This is a genomic window from Aquabacterium sp. J223, assembly GCF_024666615.1.
Taxonomy (GTDB): domain Bacteria; phylum Pseudomonadota; class Gammaproteobacteria; order Burkholderiales; family Burkholderiaceae_C; genus J223.
The window spans coordinates 2,018,001-2,035,265 of sequence record NZ_CP088297.1 but is presented as its reverse complement, the minus strand read 5'-3'; the positions used below and the strand labels follow the sequence as shown (position 1 = coordinate 2,035,265).

The 17,265-nt window shown below is 71.3% G+C and carries 17 protein-coding genes; 9 read left to right on the top strand and 8 right to left on the bottom strand.

Annotated features, from left to right (window positions below; genetic code table 11):
• Positions 1-5 precede the first annotated feature (5 nt).
• The 7 genes from LRS07_RS09820 to LRS07_RS09790 form a co-directional block, all read right to left on the bottom strand.
• Complete coding sequence (locus LRS07_RS09820; RefSeq protein WP_260501737.1) at positions 6-788, bottom strand: SDR family NAD(P)-dependent oxidoreductase; 783 nt, start codon at positions 786-788, stop codon at positions 6-8.
• A 38-nt stretch (positions 789-826) separates the two neighbouring features.
• Positions 827-1,711, bottom strand: coding sequence for a DMT family transporter (locus tag LRS07_RS09815; protein ID WP_260501736.1), 885 nt, complete (start codon positions 1,709-1,711; stop codon positions 827-829).
• 18 nt (positions 1,712-1,729) lie between these two features.
• Positions 1,730-3,352, bottom strand: a complete 1,623-nt coding sequence (locus LRS07_RS09810) for a gamma-glutamyltransferase family protein (protein ID WP_260501735.1) — start codon at positions 3,350-3,352, stop codon at positions 1,730-1,732.
• A gap of 141 nt (positions 3,353-3,493) precedes the next feature.
• Positions 3,494-4,999 carry a tripartite tricarboxylate transporter permease gene (locus LRS07_RS09805; protein WP_260501734.1) on the bottom strand — a complete coding sequence of 502 codons (1,506 nt, stop codon included), beginning with the start codon at positions 4,997-4,999 and terminating at the stop codon, positions 3,494-3,496.
• Between the two features lie 13 nt (positions 5,000-5,012).
• On the bottom strand, positions 5,013-5,483 hold the full coding sequence (locus tag LRS07_RS09800) for a tripartite tricarboxylate transporter TctB family protein (protein ID WP_260501733.1): 471 nt from the start codon (positions 5,481-5,483) through the stop codon (positions 5,013-5,015).
• 166 nt (positions 5,484-5,649) lie between these two features.
• Entirely contained in the window at positions 5,650-6,648 is a 999-nt protein-coding gene (locus LRS07_RS09795; RefSeq protein ID WP_260501732.1) for a 2-hydroxyacid dehydrogenase, read from the bottom strand.
• A gap of 21 nt (positions 6,649-6,669) precedes the next feature.
• The gene (locus LRS07_RS09790; RefSeq protein WP_260501731.1) at positions 6,670-7,626 is read right to left on the bottom strand and encodes a histone deacetylase family protein; all 957 of its coding nucleotides are present in this window, start codon (positions 7,624-7,626) and stop codon (positions 6,670-6,672) included.
• Positions 7,627-7,861: 235 nt separating this feature from the next.
• On the opposite strand from LRS07_RS09790, the gene phaP reads away from it, so the two are divergent.
• Complete coding sequence (phaP, locus tag LRS07_RS09785; protein WP_260502083.1) at positions 7,862-8,437, top strand: TIGR01841 family phasin; 576 nt, start codon at positions 7,862-7,864, stop codon at positions 8,435-8,437.
• Between the two features lie 181 nt (positions 8,438-8,618).
• On the opposite strand, the gene LRS07_RS09780 is transcribed toward phaP, so the two are convergent.
• Entirely contained in the window at positions 8,619-9,539 is a 921-nt protein-coding gene (locus LRS07_RS09780) for a patatin-like phospholipase family protein (protein ID WP_260501730.1), read from the bottom strand.
• 213 nt (positions 9,540-9,752) lie between these two features.
• On the opposite strand from LRS07_RS09780, the gene LRS07_RS09775 reads away from it, so the two are divergent.
• The 8 genes from LRS07_RS09775 to LRS07_RS09740 all read left to right on the top strand — a co-directional run bounded on the left by LRS07_RS09775 (position 9,753) and on the right by LRS07_RS09740 (position 17,247).
• Positions 9,753-11,447: a nitrite/sulfite reductase gene (locus LRS07_RS09775; RefSeq protein ID WP_260501729.1), complete on the top strand. Its 1,695-nt coding sequence runs from the start codon at positions 9,753-9,755 to the stop codon at positions 11,445-11,447.
• A gap of 11 nt (positions 11,448-11,458) precedes the next feature.
• Complete coding sequence (locus tag LRS07_RS09770) at positions 11,459-11,983, top strand: DUF934 domain-containing protein (RefSeq protein ID WP_260501728.1); 525 nt, start codon at positions 11,459-11,461, stop codon at positions 11,981-11,983.
• An 80-nt stretch (positions 11,984-12,063) separates the two neighbouring features.
• The gene (locus LRS07_RS09765) at positions 12,064-12,822 is read left to right on the top strand and encodes a phosphoadenylyl-sulfate reductase (protein WP_260501727.1); all 759 of its coding nucleotides are present in this window, start codon (positions 12,064-12,066) and stop codon (positions 12,820-12,822) included.
• Positions 12,819-13,778, top strand: coding sequence for a sulfate adenylyltransferase subunit CysD (gene cysD / locus LRS07_RS09760; protein WP_260501726.1), 960 nt, complete (start codon positions 12,819-12,821; stop codon positions 13,776-13,778). The genes LRS07_RS09765 and cysD overlap by 4 nt, the downstream gene beginning before the upstream one ends.
• The gene (locus LRS07_RS09755; RefSeq protein ID WP_260501725.1) at positions 13,778-15,085 is read left to right on the top strand and encodes a sulfate adenylyltransferase subunit 1; all 1,308 of its coding nucleotides are present in this window, start codon (positions 13,778-13,780) and stop codon (positions 15,083-15,085) included. The genes cysD and LRS07_RS09755 overlap by 1 nt, the downstream gene beginning before the upstream one ends.
• 16 nt (positions 15,086-15,101) lie before the next feature.
• Positions 15,102-15,809 (top strand): uroporphyrinogen-III C-methyltransferase, encoded by a 708-nt coding sequence (cobA, locus tag LRS07_RS09750; protein WP_260501724.1) that lies wholly within the window; start codon positions 15,102-15,104, stop codon positions 15,807-15,809.
• Between the two features lie 70 nt (positions 15,810-15,879).
• Complete coding sequence (gene fdxA / locus LRS07_RS09745) at positions 15,880-16,203, top strand: ferredoxin FdxA (RefSeq protein WP_260501723.1); 324 nt, start codon at positions 15,880-15,882, stop codon at positions 16,201-16,203.
• Between the two features lie 6 nt (positions 16,204-16,209).
• Entirely contained in the window at positions 16,210-17,247 is a 1,038-nt protein-coding gene (locus LRS07_RS09740; protein WP_260501722.1) for an NAD(P)/FAD-dependent oxidoreductase, read from the top strand.
• The last annotated feature ends 18 nt before the right edge of the window (positions 17,248-17,265 follow it).

Below are 17,265 nucleotides of genomic sequence, written 5' to 3'. Positions count from 1 at the left end.
CGCCCCTAGAAGGTGCCGCCGTAGGCGCCGCCGTCGATCAGCAGGTTCTGCCCGGTGAGGTAACCGGCCTGCGCGCTGCAGACGAAGGCGCACAGCGCGCCGAACTCCGCGGCGTCGCCGAAACGGCCCGCGGGGATGGTCTTCAGGCGCTGCTGGGCCGCCTGTTCGACGGACAGGCCGCTGCCCGCCTGCGCCTGCAGCGTCTTGCGAAGCCGGTCGGTGTCGAAGGCGCCGGGCAGCAGGTTGTTGAGGGTGACGTTGCGGCCGGCCAGCCGGGGCTGGCGGGACAGCCCGGCGACGAAGCCGGTGAGCCCGCTGCGCGCGCCGTTGGACAGCCCCAGCGAAGCGATCGGCGCCTTCACCGCGCCCGAGGTGATGTTGACGATGCGGCCGAAACCGCGGTCGGCCATGCCGTCCACCGTGGCCTTGATCAGCTCGATGGGGGTGAGCATGTTGGCGTCGAGCGCCGCGATCCAGGCTGCGCGGTCCCAGTCCCGGAAGTCGCCGGTGGGCGGGCCGCCGGCGTTGGTGACCAGGATGTCGACCTGCGGACAGGCGGCCAGCGCCGAGGCGCGGCCTTCGGCGGTGGTGATGTCGCCGGCCACGGTGCGGACCTCGCCGCGGCCCAGGGCGCGCAGTTCGTCGGCGGCCTGCGCCAGCGCGTCGGCGCCCCGGGCAGTGATGACGAGGTTGACGCCGGCCTCGGCCAGCGCCGCGGCGCTGGCCTTGCCCAGTCCCTTGCTGGCGGCGCACACCAGCGCCCACTTGCCGTCGATGCCCAGATCCATGAGTTGCTCCTGTCGAGGGGTTGAAGGGGTGGCAACGGTCAGCGGCCGCCGGCCAGCCAGGCGACACCGGCCAGCACCAGCACCGTGCCGGCCGCGATCCACACGGTGAACGGCTCGCCGAGGATGACCACGCCCATGACGAGCGTGGCCACCGGCCCGACCATGCCGGCCTGCGCCGTCAACGACGCGCCCAGCCGTTCGATGGCCATCATCACCATCAGCACCGGCGCGAAGGTGCACAGCACCGCGTTGAGCACCGACAGCCCGACCACCGGCGCGGCGACGACGGCCGCCTGCAGCGGCCGCAGCAGCAGGAACTGCAGGATGCACAGCACGCAGGCGACGGAGGTGGCCAGGCCGGTCAGCCGCAGCGAGCCGAGGCGGCCCACCACCTCGCCGCTGTACAGCAGGTAGACGGCGTAGCTGAGCGCGCTGCCGAAGACCAGCAGCGCGCCGAGCGCGGCGTCGGGACCGGCCAGCGTGGCCTCGTGGCCGAAGACGACGAGCACGCCGGCGTAGCTCAGCGCCAGCGCGCCCCACTGCCGCGCCGTCGGCCGGCGCTTGAGCACGACCAGGCCGAGCAGCAGCACCAGCGTCGGGTTGAGGTAGAGGATCAGCCGCTCCAGGCTGGCGCTGACGTACTGCAGGCCGGCGAAATCGAGGAAGCTGGACAGGTAGTAGCCGCTGAAGCCGAGACCCGCCACCGCCATCCAGTCCCGCCGGGCCAGCGGGGGCCGGCCCCGGCCCGCCCACCAGGCCAGCGCCAGAAACAGCGGCAGCGCGAAGAGCATGCGGTACATGATCAGCGTCACCGCATCGACGCCGTGCCGGTAGGCCAGCTTGACGATGATGGCCTTGCCGGAGAACGCGACCGCGCCGAGCAGCGCGAGCGCGGCACCGGTGGCCCGCGGCCGGTCGAGCACGCGACCCGCCAACCGCGGCTACCAGGCGGCGACGAGGCCGTCGCGGCGCGGGTCGCTGGCGGCGGCGTAGCCGTCGACCGCGGGGTCGCCCAGGCGCCAGATGAACTGGCCGGCGCCGAAGTCCTGGTAGCTGTCGAGGATGGTCTCCAGCCGGTGGCCGCGGTCGCGCAGGCCCTGCACGAGGGCCGGGTCCATCGCCGCTTCGACGTTGAGCTCCAGGCCCTCGTTGACCCGCCAGCGCGGGGCGTCGCAGGCCGCCTGGGGCTGCTGGCCCCAGGCCAGCATGCGCACCACCGTCTGCAGGTGGCCCTGCGGCTGCATGTTGGCGCCCATGACGCCGAAGCTCATCACCGGGGCGCCGTCCCGCGTCAGGAAGGCCGGGATGATGGTGTGGAAGGGCCGCTTGCCCGGCGCCACGACGTTGGGGCTGTCGGGGTCGAGGCTGAAGGCATGGCCGCGGTTCTGCAGCGAGACCCCGACCTCCGGCACCACCACGCCGGAGCCGAAGCCCATGTAGTTGCTCTGGATGAAGCTGACCATGCGGCCTTCGTCGTCGGCCGCGGTGAGGTAGATGGTGCCGCCCTTGACCGGGTTGCCATGGCCGAAGTCCTGCGCCCGCCGGGGGTCGATCAGGCGCGCGCGCTCGGCCAGGTAGCCCTCGTCGAGCAGGTGCTCGGCGGTGCAGCGCATGCTGGTGCCTTCGGCCACGTGGTGGTAGACGTCGGCGAAGGCCAGCTTCATCGCCTCGATCAGCAGGTGGTGGGCCTCGGCGCTGTCCGGCTTCATCGAGGGCAGGTCGAAGCGGGCGGCCATGCCGAGGGCCATCAGCGCCGCGATGCCCTGGCCGTTGGGCGGGATCTCGTGCAGCGTGTGGCCCAGGTAGTCCTGCGCGATGGGCGTGACCCACTCCGGCTGGTAGCCGGCCAGGTCGGCGCGGGTCAGCGCCCCGCCGTGGGCGGCGGCATGGCGGGCGATGGCCTCGGCCACCTCACCTTCGTAGAACGCACGGCCCGCGCTGGCACCGATGGCGCGCAGCGTGCGGGCGGCGCCCGGCATGGTGACGCGCTCACCCACCTGCGGCGCGCGGCCACGCGGCAGGAAGGTCTCGCCAAAGCCCGGCTGGCGCACGAGGTCCGGCACCTCCGACGCCGCCTGCCACTTCTGCTGTACCACCACCGGCACCGCGAAGCCACGCTCGGCGACCTCGGCGGCCGGCGCCATCAGCCCTTCGAACGGCAGCCGGCCGAAGCGCTGGTGCAGCGCCGCCCAGGCGGCGACGGCACCCGGCACGGTGACCGAATCCCAGCCCCGCACCGGCGGATGCCGCGCGGCGTCGCCGTATCGGCCGCGGAAGTAAGCCGGTGTCCACGCCGCCGGCGCGCGGCCGGAGGCGTTGAGCCCATGCAGTTGGGCACCGTCCCACAGGATGCAGAAGGCATCGGAACCCAGGCCGTTGCTGCACGGTTCGACGATGGTCATGACCGCCGCGGCGGCAATGGCCGCGTCGATGGCGTTGCCGCCCTGGCGCATCACCGCCAGGCCCGCCTGCGCGGCCAGCGGATGCGAGGTGGCCACGGCCTGGCGGCCGAAGACCGGCAGGCGGATGGACGGGTAGGCGGCGGACCAGTCGAAGGCGTGCATGGCGATGGGACCCGGAAGGCGGTTGCGCCATTCTGTGCCGGTGCGGACCGGCCAAGGACCGGGCCATGAAAAAGGCCCGCGCACCGGTGGTGGCGGGCCTATCGGATCGGTGTCAGGCGTCCGCAGGACGCCCGTCCGTCCTCAGTCGGCGTCCTTGAACGCGACCTCGCGCTTCTTCTTGATCGACGGCAGCGACACCACCACCACCATCAGCGCGGCGGCGATCAGCAGGCCGGCCGACAGCGGGCGGGTGCCGAAGGTGGTCCAGTCGCCGCGCGACAACAGCAGCGCCCGGCGCAGGTTCTCTTCCATCATCGGCCCGAGGATGAAGCCGAGCAGCAGCGGCGCCGGCTCGCAACCGAGCTTGTAGAAGAGGTAGCCGACGACCGCGAACAGCGCGCCGATGTACACGTCGAAGGTGTTGTTGTTGAGCGTGTACAGGCCGATGCAGCAGAACACCATGATGGCCGGGTACAGGAAGCGGTAGGGCACCGTCAGCAGCTTGATCCAGATGCCGATCAGCGGCAGGTTCAGGATCACCAGCATCAGGTTGCCGATCCACATCGACGCGATCAGGCCCCAGAACAGCTCCGGGTTGCTCGTCATCACCTGCGGGCCCGGCTGGATGCCCTTGATGGTCATCGCACCGACCATCAGCGCCATCACCGGGTTGGGCGGAATGCCCAGCGTCAGCATCGGGATGAAGCTGGTCTGCGCGCCGGCGTTGTTGGCCGACTCCGGACCCGCCACGCCGCGGATGTCGCCACGACCGAACTTGCTGGCATCGCTCGCCAGCTTCTTCTCCATCGTGTAGGCGGCGAAGGAGGCGAGCAGTGCCCCCCCGGGCAGGATGCCGAGGATGGAGCCCAGCGCGGTGCCGCGCAGCACCGCGGGCGCCGCCAGTCGGAAGTCCTCCCGCGTCGGCCACAGCCCCTTCACCTCCCGCGTGAAGACCTCGCGCTTCTCGGCGGGCATGCCGAGGTTGGCGATGATCTCGCCGAAGCCGAACACGCCCATGGCGATGGCGACGAAGCCGATGCCGTCGGTGAGCTCCGGGATGTCGAAGCTGTAGCGCGGCGTGCCGGAGATGACGTCGGTGTTGATCTGGCCCAGCAGCAGGCCGAGCAGGATCATCGCGATCGCCTTGACCAGCGAGCCCGACGCCAGCACGACGGCGCCGATCAGGCCCAGCACCATCAGCGAGAAGTACTCGGCCGGGCCGAACTTGAAGGCCACCTCGGTCAGCGGCGGCGCGAACGCCGCGATGATCATCGTGCCGACGGTGCCCGCGAAGAACGAGCCGAGGCCGGCGGCGGCCAAGGCCGCACCGGCACGGCCCTGGCGGGCCATCTGGTAACCGTCGATCGCGGTGACCACCGAGGACGACTCGCCCGGCACGTTGATCAGGATGGCGGTGGTGGAGCCGCCGTACTGCGCGCCGTAGTAGATGCCGGCCAGCATGATCAGCGCCGGCGTGGCGTCCAGCGCGTAGATGGACGGCAGCAGCATCGCGATCGTGGTCACCGGGCCGAGGCCCGGCAGCACGCCGATCAGGGTGCCCAGCACCGCGCCGCCGAAGGCGTACAGCAGGTTCTGGAAAGTGAAGGCGACGCCGAAGCCGATCGCCAGGTTGTTCAGCAGTTCCATGGTGGCGGTTCCCTCAGCCCGCGGCCGCGGTGAACGCGGGCCACAGCGGAATGGTCAGGGACAGGCCCCAGATGAAGACCACCCAAGAAAAGGCGGTGAGCACGATCGCGTTGATGAGGGCATCGCGCCAGTGGAACTCGTGACTGGCGGTGGCCGTGGCCAGGACCAGCAGCGGCAGGGAGACGATCATGCCCAGCTTCGGCAGCAGGAAACCGAAGAGGACGATGGACACCACGAGGACGACCAACGGCCGCCAGGCGATCCCCCCGATGGGCTCCCCGTCCTCGGTTTCGATGGTCAGCGAATTGAACAGCACCACCAGACCGAGGACGGCCAACAGAGCGCCGAGCCCAAAGGGAAAGTAGCCTGGCCCGGGACGGGCCGAAGAGCCGAAGCTGTAGTTCAACGCGCCCGCAGAAAAGCCTGCGCCAACGGCGATGAACATCAGCCCCGACCAGAAGTCTTTCTGGCTCTTGATCTTCACGTGGGGAACCTCGAGGCGGTATTGGAATCGGCGTGGATTCTAGGCATGGCCCTCCAGGCACCCGCTGTGGTTTACACGTAACGGGGGGACGCCGCCGATCGACCGCCATGCAGCGCTGTATGGCCGAGTTCCAGAACGCACCGGTCCGTGCGGACCGGTCCACCGGTCAACGGGCGGCCGCCAGCACCTCGGGGTTGATGGGCGTCGGCGGGCGGCCCGCGTTGGGACCGCAGCCCAGCGCGGCGAGCAGGTTGTCGACGGCCAGGCCGAACATCGCGCGCCGGGTGGCGATGCTGGCGCTGGCGATGTGCGGCGTGAGCACGACGTTGTCCAGCGCCAGCAGGTCGGGGTGCACGGTCGGCTCGCCTTCGAAGACGTCCAGGCCGGCGGCCGCGATGCGCCGCGCGGCCAGCGCCTCGGCCAGCGCGGCGTCGTCCACCACGCCTCCCCGCGCGATGTTGGTGAGCGTCGCCGTCGGCTTCATCGAAGCCAGTTCGGCCGCACCGATCAGGTGATGCGACTCGGCGCTGTACGGCACCACGATGACGAGGTGGTCGGCGTCGCGCAGCAGCGTGGTCTTGTCGACCCAGCGTGCGCCCACCGCCGCCTCCTCCTCCGCCGGAAGGTGCGAGCGGTTGTGGTAGATCACCTGCATGCCGAAGCCATGGTGGCCACGGCGGGCGATCGCCTTGCCGATGCGGCCCATGCCGAGGATGGCCAGGGTGCTGCCGTGCACGTCCTGTCCGGCCAGCAGGTCGTAGGACCACTTCGTCCACCGGCCGGCGCGCAGGAAGTGTTCGGACTCGGTGAGCCGGCGCGCCGCCGCCATCATCAGCGCGAAGCCGAAGTCGGCGGTGGTCTCGGTCAACACGTCGGGCGTGTTGGTGCACAGCACGCCGCGCGCGGTGCAGGCGGCGACGTCAAAGTTGTTGTAGCCCACGGCCATGTTGCACACCGCGCGCAACTGCGGGTTGGCATCGAGCACGGCCGCGTCGATGCGTTCGCTGCCGGTGGTGATGGCGCCCTGCTTGCCCTGCAGCCGGCGGCTGAGTTCATCGGGCGTGAAGACGCGGTCGTCGTCGTTGGTCTCCACGTCGAAGTGCGCGCGCAGGCGGTCGACGAGGTCGGGAAAGGCGGCCCGGGCCACCAGCACGCTGTGCCGCATGCAATCTCCTGTGGTTGTTCTTCAGTTGCGATTCTGCGCTGCGTTCAGTCCACGTTCACGCCAACGACGCCAGCTCGCGAGGCCCTGCAGCAGGGTGCGGTGCTGCAGCGCCACCATGGCCTCCAGGTCGCGGCCGTAGCCGCCCGCCATGGTGATCACCAGCGGGATGCCGCGCCGCTCGCAGGCCTCGAACACCCGCCGGTCTCGTTCGGCCAGGCCGTCGGCGGTCAGCTTGAGCCGGCCGAGGCGGTCGTCCTCGTGCGGATCGGCCCCCGCCAGGAAAAACACCAGCCCCGGCGGCCGGTCCGCGTGGTGGTGCCACAGCCGCTGCAGGGCGTCGTCCAGCGCCGACAGGTAGCGCGCGTCGTCGCAGCCGTCCGGCAGTTCCACGTCGAGGTCGCTGCGTGCCTTGCGGAAGGGGAAGTTGCGCTCGCCGTGCAGCGACAGGGTGAACACGGTGGGGTCGTCCCCGAAGATCTCGGCCGTGCCGTTGCCCTGGTGCACGTCGAGGTCGATCACCGCCACCCTCAGCAGCCCGCGGCGCGCCCGGTGCGATTCGGCCTGCATCAGCCGGGCGGCGACGGCCACGTCGTTGAACACGCAGTAGCCGCTGCCGGCACCGGCCTTGGCATGGTGGGTGCCGCCCGCCAGGTTGGCCGCCACGCCCTCGTCGCGCGCGGCCCGCGCCGCCGACACCGTGGCGCCCACCGAACGCCGGGCCCGCTCTGCCATCGCCGGCGACCAGGGGAAACCGATCTCGCGCTGCTCCACGGCGCTGAGGCGGCCCTCCAGCACCGACGTCACGTAGTGCGGGGTGTGCACCAGCGCCAGTTCACCTTCGCTGGCCGGCAGCGCCTCGCGCAGTCGGAAGCCCGGCTCGCCCTGCAGCCGGGCGCGCAGCAGGGCGTACTTCGGCATCGGGAAGCGGTGCCCCTCCGGCAGGGGCAGGACGAACTGGTCGGCGTAGAAGACCTGCATCCGGCGATTCTGGCCAGTCGCCCCCAACCCGCGCTGCGGGTCGGACCCCCGGCCGCCACGCGGTGGAGCCGTCCCCCTAGAGGCAGACCCCTAAAGATTGCTGCAACGCAACAAACCGCTTGCGGCACGGGTCGACCCTCCCCATAATTCGACGCATGCTGCAGCGCAACAAAGTCTGCAGTGCCTCGATCCCGACGGCCGGGCCATCGGCCGAACCACCTCAAAGGAGCTTTCCATGCTGACCCCCGACCAAGTCATCGCCACCCACAAGACCAACGTCGAGACCTTCTTCGGTCTCACCCACAAGGCCTTCGAAGGCGTCGAGAAGGTGATCGAGCTCAACCTCCAGGCCGCCAAGACCGCCCTGAGCGAAGTCGCCGAGACCACCCAAGCCGCCCTGTCGGTCAAGGACGCCCAGGAACTGGTGGCGCTGAACGCCGGCCTGCTGCAGCCCTCCGCCGAGAAGGTCGCCGCCTACGGCCGTCACCTGTACGAGATCACCAGCGCCACCAACGCGGAAGTCGTGAAGGTCGCCGAATCGAAGATGGCCGAGCTGCAGGCCAAGTTCGCCGCGCTGGTGGACAGCGCCTCGAAGAACGCGCCCGCCGGCACCGAGAACGCCGTCGCGCTGATGAAGTCGGCCATCGCCGCTGCCAACAACGCATTCGAGACCGCCCAGAAGGCCGCCAAGCAAGCCGTCGACGTCGCCGAAGCCAACCTTCAGGCCGTGACCACCAGCGCGGTCAAGGCCTCCCAGCAGGTCGCCCAGGTGGCGCCGAAGTCGGTCAAGCGCACGGTCGCCGCCGCCTGAGGCCGCGCCCTGGCCACGCCGGCGGTTGAACTTTCCGGCGGCGGCCACGATCTATGCGATTCACCGCGGCGGTGCCGCGGTGGTTCTCTGTAGGTTGTCTCCTCGGTACCTCCGAAATGCAGATTTCCAGGTACCTTCGGCCCGGGCCCTCCCGGGCCGTTCTTTTGGGTGACGCCGCTGTTCAAGGCGCTGGTGGTGCTGCGCGGTCGGGCACTCCGGTGGCCAGCCGCTGCCGCAGCGCCGGCAGCACGGACTGGGCGGCGTCACGGCCGGCTGCCAGCGCCCGCCGACGGGCGGTGAAATCGGTGCCGGCCACGCCCGGCAGCCGCGGGCGCAGCACGAAGTCCGCTTCCTGCAGTTCGAAGCGGTTGATGCTGCGGGCCATGATGGCGAAGGTCTGCAGCAGCAGTCGCACCGCGTCGCCGGTGGCCGCGCCCTCGGGCGGCTGCGAGATGTCCACCGCCAGCACCACCTCGGCGCCCATCTGGCGCGCGTGCCGCACCGGCACCGGCGAGGCCAGCCCGCCGTCGACGTACTCGCGCCCTGCGATGCGCACCGGTTGGAACACCGCCGGCACGGCGCTCGAGGCACGCACGGCCAGGCCGGTGTCGCCCCGCCGGAAGAGCACCCCCTCGCCGCTGTCCAGGTCGGTGGCGACGATGCCCAGCGGCAGCGGCAGCTGTTCGATCGTCCGCCCGCCGGTGTGCTCGCGAACGAAGCGCGCCAACGCCTCGCCGCGGATCAGGCCACGGCCCGGGTACGCCCAGTCGGCGAACACGCCCTCGTCGAGCGACTCGGCCAGCCGGCCCAGTTCGGCCGCGCTGTGGCCCGAGGCGTACAGCGCGGCGACCAGGCTGCCGGCGGAGGTGCCGGCCAGCAGCGCCGGCCGCAGGCCGTTCTCCTCCAGCACCTGCAGCACGCCGATGTGGGCGAAGCCGCGCGCGGCGCCACCGCCCAGCGCCAGTCCGAACCGGGGTGGACGCGTCGGCGGAGCGACCGGCGGGACGGGCGGTGGCACGGCGACCACCGGCGGCGGGTTCGGCGCGGTGGTGCAGCCGGCGGCCAGCACCAGGAGGCCGGCGGCCGCGGTTCGGCGCGACATCGGGGTCGCAACCCTGGCAGCGCCAGCGGCGCTCGCCCCGGTCGAAGCGGCATCCTTCATTGCCTCGGATAATAAATAAGCAACTACTCTGTTGTTCTCAACCATAAGGCCGGCGCCTACAGTGCTGGCCTCGGCCCCGGTGGGCCAGGCGCGGTGTGCCTGCTCCCAGGCTGCGCGTCCAGGCGCCGGGGCCGGCCGTTTCCACACCGCCGCATGTACCAGTACACCGAGTTCGACCGTCAGTTCGTCCAGGCCCGCGCGGCGCAGTTTCGCGATCAGCTCGACCGCCACCTCGCCGGCCGGCTGCCCGACGAGGAGTTCCGCGCGCTACGCCTGCAGAACGGCTGGTACATCCAGCGCCATGCGCCGATGCTGCGCATCGCCGTGCCGTACGGCGAGCTGTCCAGCCGGCAGCTGCGCCAGCTGGCGCGCATTGCGCGCGAGTTCGACCGTGGCTACGGCCACTTCACCACGCGCCAGAACTGCCAGTTCAACTGGATCCCGCTGCCCAAGGCGGCCGACGTGATGGACCTGCTCGCCCAGGTCGACATGCACGGCATCCAGACCAGCGGCAACTGCATCCGCAACATCACCAGCGACGCCCTGGCCGGCGTCGCACCCGACGAGATCGTCGACCCGCGCCCCTACTGCGAGATCCTGCGCCAGTGGAGCACGCTGCACCCGGAGTTCGCCTTCCTGCCGCGCAAGTTCAAGATCGCGGTGACCGGTGCCAAGGAAGACCGTGCCGCCATCGGCTGGCACGACATCGGCCTGGCGCTCAAGCGCAACGAGGCCGGCGAGGTCGGCTTCGAGGTCTTCGTCGGCGGCGGCATGGGCCGCACGCCGGTGATCGCCGCCAAGATCGCCGACTTCGTGCCGTGGCAGCAGATCCTCGTCTACCTCGAGGCCATCGTGCGCGTCTACAACCGCTACGGCCGGCGCGACAACATGTACAAGGCGCGCATCAAGATCCTGGTCAAGGCCGAGGGGCAGAAGTTCTTCGACGCGGTGGACGCGGAGTTCCGCAGCATCCTCGACCGTGACGCCCACGGTCGCGACCACCTGATCCCCCAGGCCGAACTGGACCGCGTGGCCGCCTGCTTCCAACGGCCCGCCGGCGTGCACGAGGAGCCGCATGCCGCCTCGCCGCTGCCGGTGGCCGATGCACCCGCCGCGTTCACCCGCTGGCTGGAGCGCAACGTGCATGGCCATGCCCTGTCGGGCTACAAGGCGGTGACGCTGTCGCTGAAGCGCGCCGGCCAGGCGCCCGGCGACGCCACCGATGCGCAGATGGATGCGGCCGCCGACCTCGCCGACCGCTTCAGCCACGGCGAGCTGCGCGTCACGCACGACCAGAACCTGCTGCTGCCCTGGGTGCGCGAGGCCGACCTCTTCGCCTTGTGGGAAGCCGCGCGCGACAACAGCTTCGCCACGCCCAACATCGGCTTCCTCACCGACATGATCGCGTGCCCCGGCGGCGACTTTTGCGCGCTGGCCAACGCCCGGTCCATCCCCATCGCCGAGGCCATCACCGAGCGCTTCGACGACCTGGACGAGCTCTACGACATCGGCGACATCGACCTGCACATCAGCGGCTGCATCAACAGCTGCGGCCACCACCACAGCGGCCACATCGGCATCCTCGGCGTCGACAAGGACGGCAGCGAGTGGTACCAGATCACGCTGGCCGGCTCGGACGGCTCCGCGCTCAGCGGCAAGGCCGTCGCCGGCAAGGTGATCGGCCCGTCCTTCGCGGCCGAGGAAGTGCCCGACGTCATCGAGGCGCTGATCGACACCTACCGCCACGAGCGCCACCACGGCGAGCGCTTCATCGACACCGTGCGCCGGGCCGGCATCGCCCCCTTCAAGCAGGCCGCCGACGCCCAGCGTCACGCCACCGCGGCTTGAGGATCCCTTCCATGAAGTTCATCGACAAAGCCCAGGACCCCTGGCACATGCCCCTGGGCGAAGACGGGCCGACCCCGCACCCGGTGGCCGCGTCGCACCGCCTGCTGACGCTCGAACAGTGGCACGCGGTGCGCGCCACCTGGCCGGCGAGCCTGCCCACCGGCGTGGCGGTGCCCAACGACGCCGACATCGAGCAACTCGAGCCCGACCTGCCGCGGCTGCAGCTGGTCGCGCTGCAGTTCCCCAAGTGGGTGGACGGCCGGGCCTACAGCCAGGCGCACCTCCTGCGCGAGCGCTTCGGCTACACCGGCGAGGTGCGCGCCACCGGCGAGGTGCTGGTGGACATGCTGCCGCTGATGCAGCGCACCGGCTTCGACACCGCCGTGCTGCGCGGCGACCAGTCGCGCGAGGCGGCCGAGCGTGCGCTGGCCTTCTTCCCCGGCCACTACCAGGGCGACGTGCGCGAGCCGCGGCCGTGGTTCGCGCGGCCGGCGGGCGAGGAGCGCGAGTTCGTGCAGACAGGGGCCGCGATATGAACGGCCCCCCACGCTCACATTCGTTCGCTGCCCCCCGAGGGGGCGTCCGACCTGCTTGAGGCGGCTCTGCGGAGGTCGGCATGAGCGCGATTGCCCTCTACGCCCGCGAGACCGCGGGTTTCGCCGACCGCGTCGCCCACGCGGTGGAAGTGCTGCGCGACGCCGCGGCCGGCCACCCGGGCGGCATCGTGCAGTCGACCAGCCTGGGCGTGGAGGACATGGTCGTGACCGACCTGCTCGCCCGCCACGGCCTGCCCATCGCCATCGCCACGCTGGACACCGGCAAGCTGCACCCGCAGACGCTGGCGCTGATCCCCGCCATCGAGCAGCGCTACGGTCGCACGGTGGAGGTGTTCAAGCCGGTGGCCGAGGCCGTGATCCAGTTCGTCGCCCGCAATGGCGAGGACGCGATGTACCAGAGCATCGAGCTGCGCAAGGCCTGCTGCGGCATCCGCAAGCTGGAGCCGCTGGCCCGCATGCTGGCCGGCCGCAGCGCCTGGGTCACCGGCCTGCGGCGCGAGCAGTCCGGCGCCCGCGCCGACGTGCCCTTCACCGAGCCCGACGACCAGGGCCGCAGCAAGGTCAACCCGCTGGCCGACTGGAGCTGGGCGGACGTCTGGCACTACGTTCGCACCCACGACGTGCCCTACAACCCGCTGCACGACGAGTTCATGCCCAGCATCGGCTGCGCGCCCTGCACGCGCGCCATCGCCGTGGGCGAGGACTTCCGCGCCGGCCGCTGGTGGTGGGAGGAGTCCAGCAAGGAGTGCGGCCTGCACGTCAAGCATGAGGAAGAAGAAGACGACCCCGTCGTCTCGATGATCGGAGCCCGACCGTGAACGCCGCCACCAGCGTTGAGCAGCTGCTGCCGCAGCTCGACCATTCGCACCTCGACTGGCTGGAAGAGGAAGCCATCTTCATCCTGCGCGAGGTGGCCGCCAGCTTCGAGCGCCCCGCCCTGCTGTTCTCCGGCGGCAAGGACTCGTGCGTCGTCCTGCGCCTGGCCGAGAAGGCCTTCAAGACCAGGATCTCGGGCAACGACTTCAAGGGCCGGCTGCCCTTCCCGCTGGTGCACGTGGACACCGGCCACAACTTCCCCGAGGTCATCGAGTTCCGCGACCGCCGCGTGGCCGAGATGGGCGAGCGGCTGGTCGTCGGCCACCTCGAGGACTCGATCAAGAAGGGCACCATCCGCCTGGCCCATCCGCTGGAATCGCGCAACGGCCACCAGACGGTGACCCTGCTGGAGACCATCGAGGAGCACCGCTTCGACTGCCTGATCGGCGGCGCCCGCCGCGACGAGGAGAAGGCGCGCGCCAAGGAGCGCATCTTCAGCCACCGCGACAGCTTCGGCCAATGGCAGCCGAAGGAGCAGCGGCCCGAGCTGTGGACGCTGTTCAACACCCGCATCCGCCCCGGCGAGCACTTCCGCGCCTTCCCGATCAGCAACTGGACCGAGCTCGACGTCTGGCTGTACATCGCCCGCGAGAACATCCCGCTGCCCAGCCTCTACTTCAAGCACGAGCGCGAGGTGGTGCGGCGCAAGGGCTTGCTGGTGCCGGTGACCGAGGTCACGCCGCCCGAGGCCGGCGAGACCGTCGAACGGGTGCCGGTGCGCTTTCGCACCGTCGGCGACATGACCTGCACCTGCCCGGTGGAAAGCGACGCCGACAGCGCCGCCGCCATCGTGGCCGAGACGCTGACCGTGACGGTGAGCGAGCGCGGCGCCACCCGCATGGACGACCGCACGTCCGACGCGTCGATGGAACGCCGCAAGAAGGAAGGTTATTTCTGATGTCCGCCGTGCCGAAGAACCACGAGACCATCACCGGCGCCGTCGACGACCACCGCGCCCTGCGCTTCCTCACCTGCGGCAGCGTCGACGACGGCAAGAGCACGCTCATCGGACGCCTGCTGTTCGAGAGCCAGGCCATCCTGGCCGACCAGCTCGACACGCTGGCCAAGCGCGCCGCCGGCGAGCCGATCGACCTGTCGCTGCTGACCGACGGCCTGGAGGCCGAGCGCGAGCAGGGCATCACCATCGACGTGGCGTACCGCTACTTCGCCACCAAGACGCGCAAGTTCATCATCGCCGACGCCCCCGGCCATGAGCAGTACACCCGCAACATGGTGACCGCAGCCGCCGGCAGCGACGCCGCGGTGGTGCTGGTCGACATCACCAAGATCGACTGGCGGGCGGCCGAGGTGCAACTGCTGCCCCAGACCCGGCGCCATGCGCTGCTGGCGCAGCTGCTGCGCGTGCCGAGCATCCTCTTCGCCATCAACAAGATCGACGCGGTGGACGACGCCGGCGCAGCCTACGAGGCGGTGGGCCAGGCGCTGCGCACCTTCGCCGCCGCCGCCGGCATCCAGGTGGCGGGCATCGTGCCGGTCTCCGCCCTGCGCGGCGACAACGTCACCCAGCCGCTGGACGCGCCCTGGTACCACGGCCCCTCGCTGCTGCAGCTGCTGCACACCCTGCCCGCCACGCAGGAGCGCACTCAGGGCGACCTGCTGCTGCCGGTGCAGTACGTCGCCCGTGAAGGCGAAGGCACCGGCAACCAGCCGCGCACGCTGTGGGGCCGCATCGCGCATGGGCAGGTGAAGGCCGGCGATGCGGTGCAGCTCTTCCCCAGCGGCCAGCGGGCGGTGGTGGCCGAGGTGCGCCGTGCGGGCGAAGTGGTGGCGAAGGCCGAGGCCGGCCAGTCCGCCGGCCTGGTGCTGGACCGCCAGCTCGACGTGTCGCGCGGCGACTGGATCGGCACCCCCGAGGCGCTGAAGAGCACACAGCGCTTCACCGCCACGCTGGCCTGGCTGGACACCGAGCCCGCGGTGGTCGGCCGCAAGTACTGGGTGCGCCATGGCAACCGCTGGGTGCAGGCGCGCATCGCCAGCATCGACCACCGCCTGGACATCCACACCCTGGACGAGACCGACGCGCACGAACTGGCGGTCAACGACATCGGCCATGTCACGGTGGAGGTGCAGCAGCCCCTGCCGGTGGAAGCCTATGCGGACAACCGCATCGGCGGCGCCCTGATCGTCGTCGACCCGACCAGCAACCGCACCAGCGGCGCGCTGCTGGTCTCGCAGCCGCAGTAGGCCCCGGGCGGCGCCGATGACCGGCCGCGTGGTGTTCGTCGGCGCCGGCCCGGGCGCGGCCGACCTCATCACCCTGCGCGGCCTGCAGCGGCTGCAGCAGGCGGAGGTGGTGCTGCACGATGCCCTCATCGACCTGCCGGCGCTGCAGGCGCTGGCGCCGCAGGCCGACTGGCAGCCGGTGGGCAAGCGCGGCTTCGCCGACGACAGCACACCGCAGGTCCAGATCAACCGGCGGCTGGTCGCACTGGCGGCCCGCCACCGCACCGTGGTGCGCCTGAAGGGCGGCGACCCCAGCATCTTCGGTCGGCTGGAAGAGGAGCTGGCCGCGCTGGCGCAGGCCGGCATCGCCTGCGAGGTGGTGCCCGGCGTCACCGCCGCCAGCGCCGCCGCCGCCCACGGCCTGCGCCCGCTGACCCGGCGCGGCAGCGGCCGCAGCGTCACCCTGGCCACCGCGATGACGCGCGAGGGCGAGCTGCACGCCGTGCGCCACGCGGACAGCGAGGTGTTCTACATGGCCGGACGCCAGCTGGCGTCGCTGTCCGAGCGCCTGCGCGGCGAAGGCTGGGGCGGCGGCACGGCGGTGCACGTCGTCTCGCGCGCCGGCTGGCCCGACGCCCGGGCCAGCGACCACACCGTCGCCACCCTCGCCCAGGCCCAGCCGCTGCACGAAGGCCGTCCCACCGTGGTGGTCGTGGGCGCCGGCGGGCAGCCGGTGCCGACTTAAAATCCTTCGTTTGCCGCGCGGCGCCATCGCCCTCGGCTGCCCTTCGCCTTCGACGTCCCCAGAGATCGACATGACCCACGTTGTCACCGAAGCCTGCATCCGCTGCAAATACACCGACTGCGTCGATGTCTGCCCGGTGGACTGCTTCCGCGAAGGCCCCAACTTCCTGGCCATCGACCCCGACGAGTGCATCGACTGCGCCGTCTGCATCCCCGAGTGCCCGGTCAACGCCATCCTCCCGGAGGAGGACGTGCCGTCGGACCAGCTGGCCTTCATCAAGCTCAACGCCGACCTGGCCAAGCAGTGGCCCAGCATCACCAAGCGCAAGGCGCCGCTGCCCGACGCCGACGACTGGAAGGACCGCAAGGACAAGGTGTCCGAGCTGATCAAGTAGCGCCCCATGACCGTGGACGCGCTGGTCATCGGCGCGGGCCCGGTGGGCCTGTGGCAGGCCTTCCAGCTCGGCCTGCAGGGCCTGCGCTGCGCCGTCGTCGACGCCCTGCCCTTCGTCGGCGGGCAATGCGCCGAGCTGTACCCCGACAAGCCGATCTACGACATCCCCGGGCTGCCCCGCTGCTCGGGCGGTGAACTGGTCGAGCGGCTGCAGCAGCAGCTGGCGCCCTTCGCCGTGGAACGGCACCTGGGCCAGGAGGTGACCTCACTGCAGCGGCGCGCGGACGGTCGCTTCGACGTCGCCACCGAGGCCGGCACCCGCCTCGACGCCGGCGTGGTGGTCATCGCCGGCGGCCTGGGCGCCTTCACCCCGAAGCGGCTGCGGGTCGAGGGCCTGCGCGCCTTCGAGGGCCGGCAGGTCTTCCACCACCGTCCGGACGATGCGGTGACGCGCGGCCGCCATGTGGTCGTCGCCGGCGACACCGAGTCGACGCTGTCGTGGGCGCTGGCGCTGGCCGAGGGCCGCGCCGCCGCCCGCATCACCGTCGTGCACCGCCGCGACCACTGGCGCGCCGAGCCGGCCACGGTGTCGCGCTTCCACCAGGCCCTGGCCGCGGGCGACGTGCACCTCTCGCTCGGCCAGCCGGTGGGCCTGGCCGAACGGGAGGGCCGGCTGGTCGCGCTGACCCTGGCCACCGCCGAGGGCGCCGAGGTCCAGCAGCCGCTGGACCTGCTGCTCGTCGGCCTGGGCCTGTCCCCCCAGCTCGGCCCCGTCGCGCACTGGGGCCTGGCGATGGAGCGCCGGCTGCTCACGGTGGACACCGAGCGCTTCCAGACCAGCGAGCCGGGCATCTTCGCGGTGGGCGACATCAACCACTACCCCGGCAAGCGAAAGCTCATCGTCTGCGGCTTCCACGAGGCCACGCTCGCCGCCTTCGCCGCGGCCGAGCACCTCCATCCCGGCGAGCGCGTGCCGCTGCAGTACACCACCACCAGCCCGGCCTTGCAGCAGCGGCTCGGGGTGGCGGGCGACACGCCGATCTGAGCCTCTGCCCGCTGGCTC

Excerpts from the sequence above, each read along its gene's own strand:
- phaP (WP_260502083.1), top strand. The coding sequence starts at position 7,862 with ATGCTGACCCCCGACCAAGTCATCGCCACCCACAAGACCAACGTCGAG.
- LRS07_RS09790 (WP_260501731.1), bottom strand. The coding sequence starts at position 7,626 with ATGCAGGTCTTCTACGCCGACCAGTTCGTCCTGCCCCTGCCGGAGGGG.
- LRS07_RS09780 (WP_260501730.1), bottom strand. The coding sequence starts at position 9,539 with ATGTCGCGCCGAACCGCGGCCGCCGGCCTCCTGGTGCTGGCCGCCGGC.
- LRS07_RS09795 (WP_260501732.1), bottom strand. The coding sequence starts at position 6,648 with ATGCGGCACAGCGTGCTGGTGGCCCGGGCCGCCTTTCCCGACCTCGTC.
- LRS07_RS09770 (WP_260501728.1), top strand. The coding sequence starts at position 11,459 with ATGAAGTTCATCGACAAAGCCCAGGACCCCTGGCACATGCCCCTGGGC.
- LRS07_RS09820 (WP_260501737.1), bottom strand. The coding sequence starts at position 788 with ATGGATCTGGGCATCGACGGCAAGTGGGCGCTGGTGTGCGCCGCCAGC.
- LRS07_RS09805 (WP_260501734.1), bottom strand. The coding sequence starts at position 4,999 with ATGGAACTGCTGAACAACCTGGCGATCGGCTTCGGCGTCGCCTTCACT.
- fdxA (WP_260501723.1), top strand. The coding sequence starts at position 15,880 with ATGACCCACGTTGTCACCGAAGCCTGCATCCGCTGCAAATACACCGAC.
- LRS07_RS09740 (WP_260501722.1), top strand. The coding sequence starts at position 16,210 with ATGACCGTGGACGCGCTGGTCATCGGCGCGGGCCCGGTGGGCCTGTGG.
- LRS07_RS09775 (WP_260501729.1), top strand. The coding sequence starts at position 9,753 with ATGTACCAGTACACCGAGTTCGACCGTCAGTTCGTCCAGGCCCGCGCG.
- cobA (WP_260501724.1), top strand. The coding sequence starts at position 15,102 with ATGACCGGCCGCGTGGTGTTCGTCGGCGCCGGCCCGGGCGCGGCCGAC.
- LRS07_RS09810 (WP_260501735.1), bottom strand. The coding sequence starts at position 3,352 with ATGCACGCCTTCGACTGGTCCGCCGCCTACCCGTCCATCCGCCTGCCG.
- LRS07_RS09765 (WP_260501727.1), top strand. The coding sequence starts at position 12,064 with ATGAGCGCGATTGCCCTCTACGCCCGCGAGACCGCGGGTTTCGCCGAC.
- LRS07_RS09755 (WP_260501725.1), top strand. The coding sequence starts at position 13,778 with ATGTCCGCCGTGCCGAAGAACCACGAGACCATCACCGGCGCCGTCGAC.